This window comes from Streptomyces sp. NPDC058741 (assembly GCF_042746715.1).
Taxonomy (GTDB): Bacteria; Actinomycetota; Actinomycetes; order Streptomycetales; family Streptomycetaceae; genus Streptomyces.
In genome coordinates this window covers 111,120-128,083 of the sequence record NZ_JBHYQH010000010.1, presented here as the reverse complement: position 1 = coordinate 128,083, position 16,964 = coordinate 111,120, and the positions used below count along the sequence as shown (strand labels likewise).

Annotated in this window: 14 protein-coding genes; 4 read left to right on the top strand and 10 right to left on the bottom strand. The window is 71.9% G+C overall.

What is annotated here, in order from left to right:
• Positions 1 to 303: 303 nt before the first annotated feature.
• On the top strand, positions 304 to 1,005 hold the full coding sequence (locus ACFW6P_RS11265; RefSeq protein WP_386351054.1) for a transglycosylase SLT domain-containing protein: 702 nt from the start codon (positions 304 to 306) through the stop codon (positions 1,003 to 1,005).
• A 137-nt stretch (positions 1,006 to 1,142) separates the two neighbouring features.
• Complete coding sequence (locus ACFW6P_RS11260) at positions 1,143 to 2,453, top strand: AI-2E family transporter (RefSeq protein ID WP_386351051.1); 1,311 nt, start codon at positions 1,143 to 1,145, stop codon at positions 2,451 to 2,453.
• Between the two features lie 122 nt (positions 2,454 to 2,575).
• On the opposite strand, the gene ACFW6P_RS11255 is transcribed toward ACFW6P_RS11260, so the two are convergent.
• Both ACFW6P_RS11255 and ACFW6P_RS11250 read right to left on the bottom strand, forming a co-directional pair.
• On the bottom strand, positions 2,576 to 3,109 hold the full coding sequence (locus tag ACFW6P_RS11255) for an alkyl hydroperoxide reductase (protein WP_386351049.1): 534 nt from the start codon (positions 3,107 to 3,109) through the stop codon (positions 2,576 to 2,578).
• 6 nt (positions 3,110 to 3,115) lie between these two features.
• Complete coding sequence (locus tag ACFW6P_RS11250) at positions 3,116 to 3,670, bottom strand: peroxiredoxin (RefSeq protein WP_386351047.1); 555 nt, start codon at positions 3,668 to 3,670, stop codon at positions 3,116 to 3,118.
• Positions 3,671 to 3,809: 139 nt separating this feature from the next.
• On the opposite strand from ACFW6P_RS11250, the gene ACFW6P_RS11245 reads away from it, so the two are divergent.
• On the top strand, positions 3,810 to 4,754 hold the full coding sequence (locus ACFW6P_RS11245) for a LysR substrate-binding domain-containing protein (protein ID WP_386423525.1): 945 nt from the start codon (positions 3,810 to 3,812) through the stop codon (positions 4,752 to 4,754).
• Positions 4,755 to 4,828: 74 nt separating this feature from the next.
• On the opposite strand, the gene ACFW6P_RS11240 is transcribed toward ACFW6P_RS11245, so the two are convergent.
• From ACFW6P_RS11240 to ACFW6P_RS11220, 5 genes are all read right to left on the bottom strand, one after another.
• The gene (locus ACFW6P_RS11240; RefSeq protein ID WP_386423484.1) at positions 4,829 to 7,165 is read right to left on the bottom strand and encodes an ABC transporter permease; all 2,337 of its coding nucleotides are present in this window, start codon (positions 7,163 to 7,165) and stop codon (positions 4,829 to 4,831) included.
• Positions 7,162 to 7,851, bottom strand: a complete 690-nt coding sequence (locus ACFW6P_RS11235) for an ABC transporter ATP-binding protein (protein WP_386423482.1) — start codon at positions 7,849 to 7,851, stop codon at positions 7,162 to 7,164. Before ACFW6P_RS11235 ends, ACFW6P_RS11240 begins: the two co-directional genes overlap by 4 nt.
• A complete protein-coding gene (locus tag ACFW6P_RS11230) occupies positions 7,848 to 8,372 on the bottom strand; it encodes a PadR family transcriptional regulator (RefSeq protein ID WP_386351038.1) in 525 nt (174 codons plus the stop codon). Before ACFW6P_RS11230 ends, ACFW6P_RS11235 begins: the two co-directional genes overlap by 4 nt.
• 120 nt (positions 8,373 to 8,492) lie before the next feature.
• The gene (locus ACFW6P_RS11225) at positions 8,493 to 8,759 is read right to left on the bottom strand and encodes a hypothetical protein (RefSeq protein WP_386423480.1); all 267 of its coding nucleotides are present in this window, start codon (positions 8,757 to 8,759) and stop codon (positions 8,493 to 8,495) included.
• Entirely contained in the window at positions 8,756 to 9,691 is a 936-nt protein-coding gene (locus ACFW6P_RS11220; protein ID WP_386423478.1) for an SPFH domain-containing protein, read from the bottom strand. The genes ACFW6P_RS11225 and ACFW6P_RS11220 overlap by 4 nt, the downstream gene beginning before the upstream one ends.
• Positions 9,692 to 9,950: 259 nt before the next feature.
• Between ACFW6P_RS11220 and ACFW6P_RS11215 the strand changes: the two genes are divergently transcribed.
• Positions 9,951 to 12,239 carry a transglycosylase domain-containing protein gene (locus ACFW6P_RS11215; RefSeq protein WP_386423476.1) on the top strand — a complete coding sequence of 763 codons (2,289 nt, stop codon included), beginning with the start codon at positions 9,951 to 9,953 and terminating at the stop codon, positions 12,237 to 12,239.
• 59 nt (positions 12,240 to 12,298) lie between these two features.
• Here ACFW6P_RS11215 and ACFW6P_RS11210 read toward each other — a convergent pair whose 3' ends face one another.
• The 3 genes from ACFW6P_RS11210 to ACFW6P_RS11200 all read right to left on the bottom strand — a co-directional run bounded on the left by ACFW6P_RS11210 (position 12,299) and on the right by ACFW6P_RS11200 (position 16,920).
• A complete protein-coding gene (locus ACFW6P_RS11210) occupies positions 12,299 to 14,437 on the bottom strand; it encodes a SpoIIE family protein phosphatase (protein WP_386423474.1) in 2,139 nt (712 codons plus the stop codon).
• Between the two features lie 301 nt (positions 14,438 to 14,738).
• Positions 14,739 to 15,413: a DUF402 domain-containing protein gene (locus ACFW6P_RS11205; protein WP_386351027.1), complete on the bottom strand. Its 675-nt coding sequence runs from the start codon at positions 15,411 to 15,413 to the stop codon at positions 14,739 to 14,741.
• 103 nt (positions 15,414 to 15,516) lie between these two features.
• On the bottom strand, positions 15,517 to 16,920 hold the full coding sequence (locus tag ACFW6P_RS11200; protein WP_386423472.1) for a class II fumarate hydratase: 1,404 nt from the start codon (positions 16,918 to 16,920) through the stop codon (positions 15,517 to 15,519).
• Positions 16,921 to 16,964: the final 44 nt, after the last annotated feature.

Here is a 16,964-nt window from a genome sequence, read left to right as displayed (position 1 = left end):
AGAATGTGAGCTTTCACACGCAACGCGGAATTGCCTTGCCCCGTCGTGTTACGGCAGAGTCTCACTCCTGTCAGGCCCCGCATACGACACACCTGTACCCCCAGCGGTATGGCACCACGAGAAGCACAACGCCAACTCCATAGCGATGTCGTATGCCGCCCGAGCATCACGCGGCGCTCCCCTCGCGGGAGTTGCCCACCGGGCCCGCGCCTCCCGTGACCCCGCAGTTGGGGAGGCCAGTGCCAGGGGCACGATTGCGTCCGCGAGGGTCACCGAAGCGGGCGATGCTGGAAGGAAAACCGTGTGAGCCGGATCTCGGTCCGGGGGCTCGCAGTGGCCTCGGCCACGGCGGTCACCGCTGTCGGCAGCGTCGTCGGTGTTGCCTCGGGCAGCACCGCGCAGAACAACGACGCGGAAGCGACGGCAAGCGGCACCACGCTGCTCGCGGACATCCCCGCGGGCCAGCAGGCCCAGGTGCAGACCGCGTCCCTGACGCAGCAGGCCGACGCGCAGGCCATCGCCGCGGACGTGAGCGCGAAGAAGGACGCCGAAGCCGCCGCCCGCAAGGCCGCCGCCGAGACGGCCATCGCGAAGAAGGCGGCCGCCGAGAAGGCGGCCGAGCAGGCGGCCAAGGAGGCGGAGGAGCGCGCGGAGGCCAAGAAGGCCGCCAGCCGTTCCAAGGACATCTCCGACTTCCCCGTCGCCACCTCCTACACCATCGCGCAGATCCAGGCGATGGCGCGGCAGATGGTGCCGGCGGGTCAGTTCCAGTGCTTCAGCAACATCGTGGACCACGAGTCCGACTGGAACTACAAGGCCGTCAACCCCTCCTCCGGCGCCTACGGCATGTTCCAGGCGCTCCCCGGTTCCAAGATGTCGTCCGTCGGCGACGACTGGCGGACCAACCCGGCCACCCAGATCAAGTGGGGCCTGAACTACATGAACGAGCGTTACGGCAGCCCGTGTGACGCCTGGTCGTTCTGGCAGGCCAACAACTGGTACTGAGCCGGCCGGCCCCGGCCGATCCGAGCCCTGTCGCGAGCCCCGCACCGTCGTACGGTGCGGGGCTCGCTCCCTGTACGGTCGGACGCGGAGGACTCCGGAGAGGAGTGGCGCGGGAAGACGGGGGAAGAGGACGGATCATGTCGCGAGTGCCAGGGTGGCTCGGCCGGCTCGGCGCCGGGCTGACCGAGATGAGTGAGCGGTACAACGAGCGCCGCGCCGCGGCAGAGCGGGAGCGGGCCGAGGCCGAGTCCCGCAGCCGGTCCGACGACCACGTGCCGCCGCCCCCGGACTACGCGCCCAGCGTCGCCGCACGCCCCGACCCGGCGCTCGCCGTCCCCTGGGGCGTGCGGGTGGCGGCCGAGGCCGGCTGGCGGCTGCTCGTCCTCGCGGGCACCCTGTGGGTGCTGATACGGGTCATCAGCGCCGTCCAGCTCGTGGTGCTGGCGTTCGTCATCGCGCTGCTCATCACGGCCATGCTGCAGCCGACGGTGGCCCGCCTGCGGCGCCACGGGGTGCCGCGCGGACCGGCCACGGCGCTGACGGCGGGCCTCGGCTTCGTCGTCATGGGCCTCATCGGCTGGTTCGTGACCTGGCAGGTCATGGAGAACATCGACAACCTCTCCAACCAGATCCAGAACGGCATCGACGAGTTGCGGAACTGGCTGCTGAACAGCCCGTTCCACGTCACGGACAAGCAGATCAACGACATCGCCTCGAACCTGCGGGAGGCGGTCGGGGCCAATACCGAGCAGATCACCTCGGCGGGCCTGGAGGGCGTGACGGTCGTCGTCGAGGCACTGACCGGCATCCTGCTCGCGATCTTCTGCACCCTGTTCCTGCTCTACGACGGCAAGCGGATCTGGCAGTGGACGCTGAAGCTGGTGCCGGCGGCGGCGCGGCCCGGGGTGGCCGGGGCGGGGCCGGCGGCGTGGCGGACGCTGACGGCGTACGTGCGGGGCACGGTGCTCGTGGCGTTGATCGACGCGATCTTCATCGGCCTCGGCATCTACTTCCTCGACGTGCCGATGGCCGTGCCGCTGGCGGTGTTCATCTTCCTGTTCGCCTTCATCCCGCTGGTGGGTGCGGTGGTGTCCGGCGCGCTGGCGGTGGTCGTCGCACTCGTCACCCAGGGGGTGTTCACCGCCGTCATGACGCTGGTGGTGGTGCTCGCGGTGCAGCAGATCGAGGGGCACATCCTGCAGCCGTTCATCCTGGGGCGGGCCGTGCGGGTGCATCCGCTGGCGGTGGTGCTGTCCGTCGCGGCCGGGGGCATGGTGGCCGGGATCGGGGGCGCGGTCGTCGCCGTGCCGCTGGTGGCCGTGACGAACACGGTGGCCGCGTATCTGCGGGCGTACTCGCAGGAGTCGGCGCTGCGGCACGCGGTCCGGCCGCGCGGGGCCACCGCGGTGAGCGCGGAGCCCGCGCCGGAGGCACCCCCGGAGCAGTAGCGCCGGAGGCACCCCCGGAGCAGTAGCCCGGCCCGCTCGCGGAACGACGACGGGGCCCCGTCCACCATGCAGCATCCATGCCCGGTGGACGGGGCCACGCCATTCGCCGTCTGCGACGGGAGTTACTCCGAGAGGATCGCTTCGGCGTCCAGCGTCACGCCGACCGCCTGGATCACGGACGCGATCTTGAAGGCCTCCTGGACGACCTCGCGGTCGACGCCGGCCTTGCGCAGGACCTGCTCGTGGGAGTCGAGGCACATGCCGCAGCCGTTGATGGCGGACACGGCGAAGGACCACAGCTCGAAGTCGACCTTGTCGACGCCCGGGTTGCCGATGACGTTCATCCGCAGACCCGCGCGCAGGTTGCCGTACTCGTGGTCCGACAGCAGGTGCCGGGTGCGGTAGAAGACGTTGTTCATCGCCATCACCGCGGCGGCCGCCTTGGCGGCCGTGTAGGCCTCCGGCGACAGGTTCGCCTTCGCCTCCGGCTCCAGCTCGCGCAGCACCCGCGGGGAGCGCGAGGCGATGGCGGTCGCCAGCACGGTGCCCCACAGCTGCTGGGCCGGCAGCTCCGAGTTGCCGATGACCGAGCCCAGGTTGAGCTTCAGGTCCTTGGCGTAGTCCGGTACGGCGGACTTGAGCGCGTCGAGGGACATGTCAGATCACTCCCCGGCGAGCAGCGCGACCGGGTCCAGGGTCTCGTCGCCCTTGGACCAGTTGCAGGGGCACAGCTCGTCCGTCTGGAGCGCGTCGAGGACCCGCAGGACCTCCTTGGGGTTACGGCCGACCGAACCCGCGGTCACCATCGAGAACTGGATCTCGTTGTTCTGGTCCACGATGAACACCGCGCGCTTGGCGAAGCCGTCCTCGCCCTCGATGCCGAGCTCCCGCATCAGCTCGTGCCTGGAGTCGGCCATCATCGGGAACGGCAGGTCGCGCAGGTCGTCGTGGTCCTTGCGCCAGGCGTGGTGGACGAACTCGGAGTCGCCGGAGAAGCCGAGGACCTGCGCGTCGCGGTCGGCGAACTCGCCGTTCAGCCTGCCGAAGGCGGCGATCTCGGTCGGGCACACGAAGGTGAAGTCCTTGGGCCACGCGAAGATGACCTTCCACTGACCCTCGTAGGTCTTGTGGTTGATCTGCTGGAACTCCTTGCCCTTCTCCAGCGAGACGCAGGCGGTCAGGTCGAACTGGGGGAACTTGTCACCGACGGTGAGCACACCTTCTCCTTGCAGCGAAGAAACACCCGGTTTGCAGGCGTTTCCCACGGGTTGGACGATCTTGATGTTGGCACAGCTTCGATTGATTGCGGAAATAGCTACACTCGGTCGAGTTGATCGGAGGTGGTTATCAGTGACGGTGGGTAATAAGCGCAGGCAGCCCAGTCTGGCCCAGCTGAGGGCCTTCGCGGCGGTCGCCGAGCACCTGCACTTCCGTGACGCCGCCGGGGCGATCGGCATGAGCCAGCCCGCCCTGTCGGGCGCGGTCTCGGCGCTGGAGGAGACACTCGGAGTGACGCTCCTCGAGCGTACGACGCGCAAGGTCCTGCTCTCACCCGAGGGGGAGCGGATCGCCGTACGGGCCAAGGCCGTGCTGGCCGAGGTCGGCGCGCTCCTGGAGGAGGCCGAGGCGGTCCGGGCGCCCTTCACCGGGGTGCTGCGGCTCGGGGTGATCCCGACGGTGGCGCCCTACCTGCTGCCCACGGTCCTGCGGCTCGTCCACGAGCGGTACCCCGACCTCGATCTGCAGGTGCACGAGGAGCAGACCGCCAACCTGCTGGACGGCCTGACCAGCGGGCGGCTGGACCTGCTGCTGCTCGCCGTGCCGCTCGGCGTCCCGGGCGTGGAGGAACTGCCGCTGTTCGACGAGGACTTCGTGCTCGTCACACCCCTCGACCACGAGCTGGGCGGCCGCGAGGGCATCCCGCGCCAGGCGCTGCGCGAGCTGAACCTGCTGCTGCTGGACGAGGGGCACTGCCTGCGGGACCAGGCCCTCGACATCTGCCGGGAGGCCGGCCGCGACGACGTGCCCGTGACCACGACCGCCGCCGGGCTGTCCACGCTGGTGCAGCTGGTGGCGGGCGGGCTCGGCGTCACGCTGCTGCCGCGCACCGCCCTCAAGGTCGAGATCTCGCGCGGCAACCAGCTGCTCACCGGGTACTTCGCCGACCCGGCCCCCACCCGCCGGGTCGCCCTGGCGATGCGGGCGGGGGCCGCGCGCGGCGCGGAGTACGAGGAACTGGCCGCCGCCCTGCGCCAGGCGCTGCGGCCGCTGCCCGTACGGATCCTGGACAGGGACGCCTGACGCGGCCGGCGACACGACGGGCCGGGCGGCCCCAGCGGGGTCGTACGCCGGAGCCCCGCCCACGCAGACCCCGCCTACTCCGTGCGCAGCCCTTCCGGCCGCATCAGCCTCAGCAGCGGCGGCAGGCTGAGCAGCGTCACCACGACGACGACGCCCGCGCCGGCGCCGGTCATCGACAGCACGCTTCGCCAGTCCACCCGGACCGGGTTGTCGGCCATCCGCAGCAGCACCGCGCCCAGGCCCATGCCCACCGTCGCCGCGAGCAGCAGACCGAGCCCGATCGGGACGGCCGTCTGCCACAGCACCGACAGGCTCAGGGTGCGGCGCCGGGTGCCGAAGGCGACCAGGGCCGACAGCAGCCTGCGGCGCTCGCGCAACTGCTCCAGCTGCGACACCAGCAGGCTCGCCCCGATCAGCGCGAGGACACAGACGGCGCCGACGGACAGGCCGGTGCGGATGGTGTCGAAGCGCTCGTTGGTCTCGGAGCCGCGCAAGGTCGTCGGCCGGGCCGTCGGGTCCAGGCGCGCGGCCGTGTTGCGCACGTGGTCGTACGCGTCCGGCACCGACGGGTCCAGGCTCACGAACAGCTGTACGGAGAGGACCGTACCCAGCTTCCCGGGCAGCGCGCCGGGGGTGAGCAGGATGCCGCCGCGCGCGTACCCGGCGGGATCCTCACGCGGCTGGGCCTGCCGGATGCCCTGCGGCACGGTCCAGGACACCGGTCGGTCGCCGGAGCGGGCGGTGTCGCCCGGGTCCGTCCACAGCGTGGTGCCGGGCTCGGCCAGGTGGTCGCCGCCGTCGTCGTGCTCCGCGCCCTCGACCGCGAAGACGTCGCCGTCACGGCAGGAGGGCAGGGTGGCCGCCTCGCGCAGCGACGCGCAGTCGGCCACGGTCACCTCGAGGTAGGAGGACTTGTCGCCGTGCCGGTCGCCGAGGTAGACGCTGGACAGCGCGGTGACCTTGCGCACGCCTTCGGTCTCGCGGTACTTCGCGATGGCGGGCGCCGCGGCGGCACCTTCCGGCAGGTCCACGCTCATCTGGGCCCGGGAGACGTCGTACCGCGACGCCTGGACGTAGGTGTCGCCCACCCCGGCGAACAGCATCTGCAGCGCGATCGCCCCGGCCACGGCCACCGCGATGCCGTTGACCTGGCGGGCCGCCGCGCCGCTGCTCAACTGGAGCCTGCGCACGGCCAGCTGCCAGGCGACGCCGCCCGCCCCGAGCCGGGCCACGGCCGTCTCGACCACCCAGGGCAGCAGGGCCGTCACCCCGACCAGCAGGCACACGACACCGCCGACGACGAGGAACTGGTTGAAGTTCCCGCCGTCGTCACCCTGCCCCGTCATCGGGAGGAGCATCGCGAGCCCGCCCAGCGGCAGCAGCAGCCGCCACCACAGCCGGCGCCGCACCGGCCTGGCCGTGCGGACCACGCCGAGCGGTTCGATGACCACCCCGCGCAGGGCGAGGATCGTCACCAGCACGGCGGCCGTCGGCACCGCCAGCGCGACCAGGGCGGCCAGCAGGGGAGAGGGGTTCAGATAGCTCGGGAAGACGCTGACGTTGAACACCTCGACGGACGCCGCCAGCTGCCGTCCGAGCAGGAAGAACCCGGTGCCGAGGACGAGTCCCAGCACGGAACCGGCGAGCGCCTCTCCGGCGGCGATACGCCGGGTCGCCCGGCTGTCGGAGCCGACGAGCCGCAGTGCCGCGAGCCTCCGGTCCCGCCGCTCGCCGCCGAACCGCACGGCCGCGGCGATGAACACGGCCACGGGCATCAGCAGCACCACGAAGACGACCAGGATCAGCAGCAGGAGCACAGGGCCCCAGGGGGCGGACGGCGCCAGGTCGTCATCGCCGAAGTGGTCGATCCTGGCTCCGGTGCTGTGCCCGAGCCGCTGCGCGAGATCCTCGCCGCCCGCGAAGTAGGCGAGTTCCCTGGAGCCGACCAGCCCTTCCTCGCCGATGGTGCCCGCGACGCGGTAGTCCAGCCGCTCGCGCAGCAGCGCGCCCTCGTCGGAGGCGAGCAGTTCCCTCAGCGCGGGGGAGACGACCATCTCGCCCGCCGCCGGGAACGCCGCGACGCCCGGGGGCAGCGGGGCCTTCGGTCCCTCCGCCTCCAGCAGCCGGCCGCGCACGTCCCGGTCCCGGAACGTGGTGTCCGCGTTGAGCACGATCAGGGTGTCGTCGGCCTTCGGTGTGTCCGGCTGGCTGATGGTGTGGTCGCTGCGGGCGTCCTCGCGCCGGTCCCGCTCCGCGATGGCGTTCGGCACGGCGGTGGTGAGCAGCAGCAGCGCCACCCCGAGCCCCACGCCGACGGCCGTCAGCAGCGCCCGGACCCATCCCTCCCGTCCGCCGGCGAAGGCGAACCGGACCCCCATCGCCAGGTCCCTGGTCCACTGCCCGGCGCTCATACGACGCGCTCCATGTCGCGGGACCTGCCGTCCCGTACGACGATCTCGCGGTCGGAGTACGCGGCCACGCGCGCCTCGTGCGTCACGAGCACCACCGCCGCGTTGGCCGACCGGGCGGCGTCCGTGAGCAGTTCCATCACGCGCTCGCCGTTGAGCGAGTCCAGCGCGCCGGTCGGTTCGTCGGCGAAGACCACCCGCGGGTCGGTGACCAGCGCGCGGGCGACGGCGACCCGCTGCCCCTGCCCGCCGGACACCTCACCGGGCCGCTTCCTGCGCAGGCCGTCGACCTCCAGCCGCTCCATCCAGGCCAGCGCGGTCCGCTCGGCCTCCTTGCGGGACGTCCCGCCCAGCCGCAGCGGCAGCGCCACGTTCTCCACGCAGGTCAGCTCCGGCACGAGCTGGCCGAACTGGAAGACGAACCCGAACTCGGAGCGCCTGAGCGCACTGCGCTCGGCGTCGCTCATCGAGGTCAGCTCCCGCCCCGCGTACGTGATCGAACCCGAGTCGGGCATGACGATCCCGGCGAGGCAGTGCAGCAGGGTCGACTTGCCCGACCCGGAGGGGCCCATCACGGCGACGACCTCGCCGGGGTGGATGGAGAACCCGGCGCCGTCGAGCGCGGTGGTCGGGCCGTAGGCCTTGCGCAGGTCCTGGGCGACGAGCAGCGATCCGGCGGGAGGCGTCATCGGGCCACCGCCTCACGGAGCTTGTCCAGACGCGCCGCGGTCAGCTCCAGCCACCGCAGGTCCGCCTCCAGGTGGAACAGGGCGTGGTCGCAGATGAGCTGGTCGGCCAGGTCGCCCTTGCGCTTGCGGTCGGTGAGGATCCGCATGCTGCGCAGGTGCTCCGAACGCTGGGTGTCGAGGATGCCGACGGCGTCGCGGTGGGTGAGCAGCGCCAGGACGACCTTGGTGTAGAGGGCCGACTGGAGGTACGGCTCCGGCTTCTCGGGCGTGGCGAGCCAGCGCTCGACGTCGGTGATGCCGGCCTCGGTGATCGCGTACCGCTTGCGCTCGGGCCCGCCGCCCGCCTCGATGCCGTCGACCTCGACCAGGCCGTGCTTCAGCAGGCGGGACATCGTCGAGTAGACCTGGCCGTAGTGGAGCGGCCGGTCGTGACCGAACTTCTCGTCGAAGGCCCGCTTCAGGTCGTAACCGTGGCGCGGGCCGGACTCCAGGAGTCCCAGGAGAGTGTGACCGATGGACATGCCCAGGACTGTACACGATGTGTATACGCGGGATGTATACGCCGAGTGTGCAGTGCGTGGCGGGGTGTGCGGGCGTGCAGGTCGCGGGCGAGTGTCACGGTTTCGCAACAGCCCGCCGTGTCAGGTCGTGGGCGTCCCTGGGGTGGAGTCCCCCGCAGGGCCGGGCGGCCGTCCCCGCCGGGGCAGCGGCCCGGTCCCCCGCGGCAGCCGCCCCGCCTCGGCCAGCGCCTTGCGCAGCAGGAACTCGATCTGGGCGTTGGCCGACCGCAGATCGTCCCCGGCCCACCGCGCCAGCGCCTCGTACACCGCAGGATCCATCCGCAGCAGCACCTGCTTGCGCTGCCGCGGCCGCCGCTGGGGCGAGGAGCCCTCGGAAGGAGCCGTCACCGGTAGAGCGTCCCGGCGTTGAGGACGGGCTGCGGTGCGCGGTCGCCGCACAGCACCACCATCAGGTTGGACACCATCGCCGCCTTGCGCTCCTCGTCCAGGTCGACGAGGTCCTGCTCGGTGATCCGGGCGAGCGCCGACCCGACCATGCCGACCGCTCCCTCCACGATCTGCCGCCGCGCCGCGACCACCGCTCCGGCCTGCTGCCGCTGGAGCATCGCCGAGGCGATCTCGGGGGCGTAGGCGAGGTGCGTGAAGCGGGACTCGATGATCTGCACACCGGCCGCCTCCACGCGCGCGTGCAGTTCGACGGCGAGCTTCTCGGTGATCTCCTCGGCGTTGCCGCGCAGCGACAGGCCGTCCTCCTCGTGGGCGTCGTAGGGATACTCGATGGCGATGTGCCGGACGGCCGCCTCGGTCTGGGTGGAGACGAACTCGACGTAGTCGTCCACCTCGAAGGTGGCCTGCGCGGTGTCCTCGACCCGCCACACCACGACCGCGGCGAGCTCGATCGGGTTGCCGTAGGCGTCGTTGACCTTCAGCACGGCCGTCTCGTGGTTGCGCACCCGCGTCGAGATCTTGGTGCGCGAGGTGAAGGGGTTCACCCAGCGCAGGCCGTCCTCGCGGATCGTGCCCCGGTAGCGGCCGAAGAGCTGGACGACCCGGGCCTCGCCGGGCGCGACCATGGTGAGCCCGCACATGGCGAGGAACGCGGCGAGCGCCACCAGGATGCCGCCGACGATCAGCGCGGCCTCAGCGCCGGCCGGCCCGACCACGGAGGCGGCCGCTATCAGGCCCGCTCCGGCCAGCAGGCCGGCCAGGCCCAGCAGCAGGGCGAGCCCGCCGCCGATGCTGTGCGCGGTGAACTCCCGCACGCGGGGCGCCGGCATCTCGGGCACGTCGGCCGTGACCTGGGTGTCGTGTGTGGACATGGATGATCCCCCGTTCTCCTGAGAAGCCACTCCCGCATAGCTTCTGCCTAGCTAAGTGATAACACTTTATCCGGCCCTGGCAACCCCGCATGTCTCCCGGGCGTCGGTTCCGGTGGGGTGGGTGCTGATTGTCACGTCCGTAAAGGCCCGGATCGGCAGCCCTTTCTCATATCTCCCGGTGTTAGCTTTCTGAGCTGACCTTGCGGCGAACCTGTGTGGCATGTGAGCACACATGAACGAAGCGGAGCGGATCGGACCGATGGGACGAGCGGAAGAAAGACGCGCCCGACAGCGCGGTGGGCGCCGGGCGGCACCCGGGCGCCGCCGTTCGCCGGACCCGTCCGGGAAGAGCGCCATACGCAGGCTCTTCGGCTGGAAGAAGATCCTCGGCGCCTTCTTCGGGCTGTGCCTGCTGGGCATGGGCGCGTTCGTCGTGCTGTACATGCTGATCGACATCCCGGAGGGGAACGCGGACGCCGAGCTGCAGAGCAACGTCTACCAGTACAGCGACGGCTCCCTCCTCGGCCGCACCGGCGAGCGCAACCGCGAGATCGTGGACCTCGCCGAGGTGCCCGAGCCGGTGCAGAAGACGTTCGTCGCCGCCGAGAACAAGACCTTCTACAAGGACGCCGGCGTCGACCTCAAGGGCACCGCCCGCGGTGTGCTCAACACCGTGACCGGCAAGGGCGCCCAGGGCGGCTCGACGATCACCCAGCAGTACGTCAAGAACTACTACCTGTCCCAGGAACAGACCGTCACGCGCAAGCTGAAGGAACTGGTCATCTCCCTGAAGCTGGACCGGGAGAAGTCCAAGGACTACATCCTCGCCGGCTACATCAACACCAGCTACTACGGCCGCGGAGCCTACGGCATCCAGGCCGCCGCGCAGGCCTACTACGGCGTGGACGCCAGGGACCTCACCGTCGAGCAGGGCGCCTACCTCGCCGCGCTCCTCCAGGCACCGAACCAGTACGACTGGGCGATCGCCTCCGACACCGGCAAGAAGCTGGTGAGGGCACGCTGGAACTACGTCCTGGACAACATGGTCGAGGAGGACTGGCTCAGCGGGCCGAAGCGGGACGCCATGAAGTTCCCGGTGCCCGAGAAGCCCAAGGACGACCCGAGCATGGGGGGCCAGACCGGCTACCTGGTGAAGGCCGCCAACGCCGCGCTGGAGAAGCAGCTCGTCGCCCAGGGCACCGCCGAGGACGCCAAGCAGGCCCAGGCGATGGTCGACCAGGGCGGCTGGACCCTCACCCTCAACATCGACAGGAAGAAGCAGAAGGCGCTCCAGAAGTCCGTGGAGCAGCAGCTCGAGAGCAGGCTCGACCCCGGCAAGCGCAAGGTCGACGCGAACGTCCAGGCCGGTGCCGCCTCCGTCAACCCCAGGACGGGCGCGGTCGTCGCGATGTACGGCGGCCGGGACTACCTCCGGCACTACGTCAACAACGCGACCCGTACGGACTACCAGCCCGCCTCCACCTTCAAGCCGGTGATCCTGGCCGCCGCCCTGGAGGGCGACGCCGAGACCCAGGACGGCACCCCGATCCGGGCCGACACGGTCTACGACGGCACGAGCAAGCGCCCGGTCGTGGAGAACGGCACCGAGGTCGGATTCGCCCCGGAGAACGAGGACGACAAGGACTACGGCGAGGTCACCGTCCAGACGGCGATGAACAAGTCCGTCAACTCGGTCTTCGCGCAGATGGGCGTCGACGTCGGGATGCCCGAGGTGATGAAGGTCGCCGGCCGCCTCGGCATGGACACCGAGGGCCTGGAGGCGGTACCCGCGCAGACCCTGGGCACCATGGGCGCCAGCCCGCTGGAGATGGCCGGCGTCTACGCCACCCTCGACAACCACGGCCGGAAGGTCACCCCGGCGCTGCTGAAGACCGTCGAGCACAACACCCGCACGGTCACCCTCCCGAAGGCGATCGGCGACCAGGTCATCAGCCGCGAGGCCGCCGACACGGTCACCTCCGTCCTGACCGGTGTGGTCGACGACGGCACCGCCCGGGCCTCCGTCCGCGACAACCCCCGGCGCGGCGGCCAGCAGGTCGCGGGCAAGACCGGCACCTCCGACGACAACAAGTCGGCCTGGTTCACCGGTTACACGCCCGGGCTGGTCACCTCCGTGGGCCTGTTCGGCGAGGACGCCAAGACGGGCGCCCAGGTCCCGATGTACAAGGCGGGCGGCGAACCCCGCGTCAACGGCGGTGGCTTCCCGGCCCGGATCTGGGCCGCGTACACCTTCGGCGTGATGGGCGAGGTCAGCGCGTTCGACCTGGAGACCATGCAGGGCGCCGCCGTGAAGCCGACGCGGACGCCGACGCCCACCCAGGAGGAACCCAGCCGGGAACCGACGCAGGAGCCGACGACCGAGGAGCCGGCGTCGTCCCCGCCGCCCACGTCGGAGGAGCCGACCACGGCCCCGCCGACGAAGCCGTCGACGACCCCGCCCACCGTCCCCCCGCCGACGGCACCGCAGACGACCCCGCCGGGCGACGGCGGTGATCCGTTCGAGCCGGCCGTACCGGGCGGAGAGTAGGCAACGCCGAAGGGCGCCCGGTCGGAACCGGGCGCCCTTCGGCGTGTGCGGGCGGCGGCTCAGCCGCGGTTGAGCTCGAACCACACCACCTTGCCCGTGCTGAGCCGGGTCGCGCCCCAGCGCCGGGCCAGGCGGTTGACCAGGTACAGCCCCCGCCCGCCCTCGTCGGTCGCGCGGGCCTGGCGCAGCCTCGGCAGCTGCGGGACGTCGTCGCCGACCTCGCAGCGCAGCACGTCGGTGCGCAGCAGCCGCAGCGTGACCGGCCGGGAGGCGTACCGCACCGCGTTGGTGACGACCTCGCTGACCAGCAGCTCCACGGAGTCGCTCAGCTCCTCCAGGCCCCAGCGCGACAGGGCGCGCCGGGCCAGCCGGCGGGCCCGCCCGGGGGCCGCGTCCTCCGGCTCCAGGAACCAGTACGCCACGTCGCTCGGCGCGATGCCGTCGAAGCGGGCGGCGAGCAGCGCGATGTCGTCGTCCCGGTCGCCCGGGCCGAGCATGTCGAGCACCTCGTCGCAGAGCGCCTCCAGGGGCGGCGGATGGTCCGGCCCGGTCAGCTGCGCGGTCGCGGCGAGCTTCTCGCGCAGCTGCTCGATGCCGGTCCACACGTCCCGCAGCCGCGACTCGACCAGGCCGTCGGTGTACAGCACCAGGGTCGCGCCGGCGGGCGCGTCCAGCTCCACCGCCTCGAAGTCGACGCCGCCGACGCCGATGGGGGCGCCGGCCGGCACCCGCAGCACCTCCGCGCGGCCGCCCAGGTGCAGCAGCACGGGCGGCGGATGGCCGGCGTTGGCGATGGTGATGCGGTGCGCCACCGGGTCGTACACCGCGTACAGGCAGGTCGCCATGCGGTCCACGCCGAGCCGCTGGGCCTGCTCGTCGAGGTGGTGCAGGACCTCCTGCGGCGGCAGGTCGAGCCCGGCGAGCGTCTGGGCCGTGGTGCGCAGCTGGCCCATGATGGCGGCCGACGTCATGGAGTGGCCCATCACGTCGCCGACGACCAGGGCGACCCGGCTGCCGGGCAGCGGGATCGCGTCGTACCAGTCGCCGCCGACCCGGGCCGTCTCCGCGGCCGGCAGGTAGCGGGAGGCGAGCCGCACACCCGTGGGGCGGGGCAGCGTCTCGGGCAGCATGGTGCGCTGCAGCTCGTCCGCGATGTAGGCCTCACGGCCGTACAGCACGGCCTTGTCGATGCCGAGGGCGCTGTGCGTGGCGAGCTGGGCGGCCACCAGCAGGTCGTCCTGCTCGAAGGGGATGCGCTCGGGGCGGCGCAGGAACAGCGCGGCCCCGATGACCCGGCGCCGGCCGCGCAGCGGGGCGAGGATCGCACGCTGACCCCCCGGAACGGCCGAAGCCCCGCTCTCGCCGAGCAGTTCCGGCAGCGCGGCACGAGCCGCCGGCGCCTCGGTGAACACGGGCCGCACGCCCCGCAGGACCTCGGCGAGAGCGCTGCCCGGCCGCACCTCGCACAGCTCGGCGCCGACCGTGTCCAGCTCGCTGGGCTCGGGCTGAGCGGCCGGCAGGAAGCCGTTCTCGGTGTCGCGTTCCGCCGGTATCCGGTCGGTGCGGCGCAGCCGCAGCAGCAGCGGGCCCGTGGGCCGCTCGTCACCGACCGGCAGCGGATCGCGCAGGTACACCAGGATCGCGTCGGAGAAGGTGGGCACGGTGGCCCGGCACAGCCCCATCACGATCTCGTCCAGGTCGATGCCCCGGGCGATCCGCCGGGTGGCGGCCCCGACGAACCGGAGCCGGTCGCCGTCGCGCCGCATGGGCGTGGGCCGGCCGGGCGGCAGGCTCTGGCCGCTGCGCCGGTCCTGGCCGTCGGCGCCCTGCCGGTCCTGCTCGTCGGCCGGCTGCAGCGGGATGGTCTCGGGGGCGGGGCGCGGCCGCGGGGTGTCGCGCTCGGCGGTCTGCTCGGCACCCGGCTGGGAGTGCTCGGAGGCGGGGTCGCTCACGGTGTCCTTGCCCTTGCCGAACGGCGTGGAGGTACCCGGATCGGACGTGCCCGGCGGAGTGTGGGCCGTCGTGACCGGAACGCTGATGTCGCCGCCGTGGCGGCCCTGTGCGGGTAAGGCCCCGGCACCCGGCGCGCACGCGGGCGTCGGGGTGTGCAGGAGCGCCCCGCGGGGGTCCACGGGGTCGGCGCCCGGCTGCGGGCGCTCGAAGGAGGTCGGCTGCTCCGTCACGCGTGTCGAATCCATCCGTCCGGGGCCGCATTCCAGAAGTGCGGCTGGTCCCGCCGAAACTCCGATACCCGGAATACGTGCCCCAGGAACGGAATTCCCGCGTGGTCAGAGGTCGTTCCTGTGCCACCGGTGGGCCGTCCGCGGTCCACCGGGCCTGTGGCGCAGGTCCTTGCGGTGTTGCCCTCGTACCCCTCGCTCACGTCCTGCCGCCCCTCGGTGACGATCGGTCAAGCTCAGCGCGTGCTCCGGTAGTTGCCGCCACGCGCCCTTGCGGAGGACGATCCTACGTTTCTCGGCCGGGGGCGCATCAAGGGTCTCATGAGGACACGTGCGCGGGCGTCCGATCCCAGTCCTCGGGCAGTGACGGTACCGCCCAGGACGGATCCGGGCGCCAGTGCTGCCAGCCTTCCGAGAACGGCGGCCCCCAGGCACGGATCACCTCCAGTGCCGCCTCCCCGGCGGCCCGCACCTTCTCGGCCTGCCGGTCGTCCATCAGGCCGTCCCCGCGGGCCTGGGCGAACTCGTCCTCGTCGCGCCAGTGCCAACTGCGGTCCGGGTGCACGGAGATGTCCAGGAAGTGGTCGACCGAGTCGACGCCGCCCTCCCAGCGGACCAGCGGCTCCTCCAGGTTCACGTACCAGTTCTTGAACCGCCAGCCCGGCTCCCAGAACAGCCACACCGACCAGGGCTCACCGGGCCGGGCCAGCTTCAGCACGCCCGTGCCGAACCACCGGTCGCGCTGCACGGTCCGCGGCTTGGTGTAGCGGGTGGACAGCGGCTCCTGGTGCACGGGAGTCCCGTCGGCGAGCACCGGCTTCACGCACTCCGTGCCGGGCGCCAGCCAGACGGCGAGCAGGTCCGCCTCGTCCCGTACGACGGTGACGGGACGCGCGATGTGAACGTGCGCCCCGCCGTTCTCACGGTACCGCCACAGGATCCGGCTCCCCGGCTCCCAGAAACCCGCCGCACCACCCGTTTCCACGCGTCTCATCGCTCCATCGTCCGCCATGCACAGATATTAGGTGCCCCAGGCATACGACGCCTCGGCACGTGTCGCGGTTCACGCGCCGGGCGCACACCGGCCGCCCGGACCGTCACGGGTGCGTCATCCGCAGGACGTCCAGCGCCTCGTCGAGCTGCTCCGCCGTCAGGTCCCCGCGCTCCACGTACCCGCCCTCCAGCACGACCTGACGGATCGTCTTGCGCTCCGCCAGCGCCCTCTTGGCGACCTTCGAGGCCTCCTCGTAGCCGATGTACCTGTTCAGCGGCGTGACCACCGAGGGGGAGGACTCGGCGTACTCGCGGGCCCGTTCGCGGTCGGCGGTGATGCCGTCGACGGTCCGGTCGGCCAGCAGCCGCGAGACGTTGGCGAGCAGCCGGATCGACTCCAGGACGTTCTTCGCGATGACCGGCAGCATCACGTTGAGCTCGAAGTTCCCGGCGGCGCCGGCGGTCGCGACGGTGGCGTCGTTGCCGACGACCTGCGCGCACACCATGAGCACGGCCTCCGGGACGACCGGGTTCACCTTGCCCGGCATGATCGAGGAGCCCGGCTGGAGGTCGGGCAGGGCGATCTCGGCGAGCCCGGTGCGCGGCCCGGAGGACATCCAGCGCAGATCGTTGGCGATCTTCGTCAGCCCGACCGCGATCGTCCGCAGCTGGCCGCTGGTCTCGACGATGCCGTCCCGCGCGCCCTGCGCCTCGAAGTGGTCACGGGCCTCGGTCAGGGGCAGCCCGGTGGTGCGGGCGACCTCCTCGATCACGGCGGCGGAGAAGCCGGGCGGGGTGTTGATGCCGGTGCCGACGGCCGTGCCGCCCAGGGGCAGTTCCGCGAGCCGGGGCAGGGAGGCCCGCAGCCGTTCGACGCCGTAGCGGATCTGGGCGGCGTACCCGCCGAACTCCTGGCCCAGCGTCACGGGCGTGGCGTCCATGAGGTGCGTCCGCCCGGACTTCACGACATCGGCGAACTCCCCGGACTTGCGCTCCAGCGCGGCGGCGAGGTGCTCCAGTGCGGGGACCAGATCGCGCGTCACGGCGGCGGTGGCGGCGATGTGGATCGAGGACGGGAAGACGTCGTTGGACGACTGGGAGGCGTTGACGTGGTCGTTGGGATGCACGTCCCTGCCCAGCCGCTCGGTGGCCAGGGTGGCGATGACCTCGTTGGCGTTCATGTTCGACGAGGTGCCCGACCCGGTCTGGAAGACGTCGACCGGGAAGTGCTCGTCCCAGGTGCCCTCGGCCACCTCCCCGGCCGCCTCCCGGACCGCCCGGGCGATGTCCTCGTCCAGGACCCCCAGCTCGGCGTTGACCTTGGCCGCCGCGCCCTTGATGCGGGCCAGCGCCTCGATGTGGGCGCGCTCGATGCGCTGCCCGGAGACGGGGAAGTTCTCCACCGCTCGCTGCGTCTGGGCCCGCCACTTGGCGTGGGCCGGGACCCGCACCTCGCCCATGGAGTCGTGCTCGGTGCGGTACTCGGTCCTGTCCTGCTCGCCGGTCATCGACGATCACCTCCACGTGTCACAGCGTCCGGGCCCGGACCACT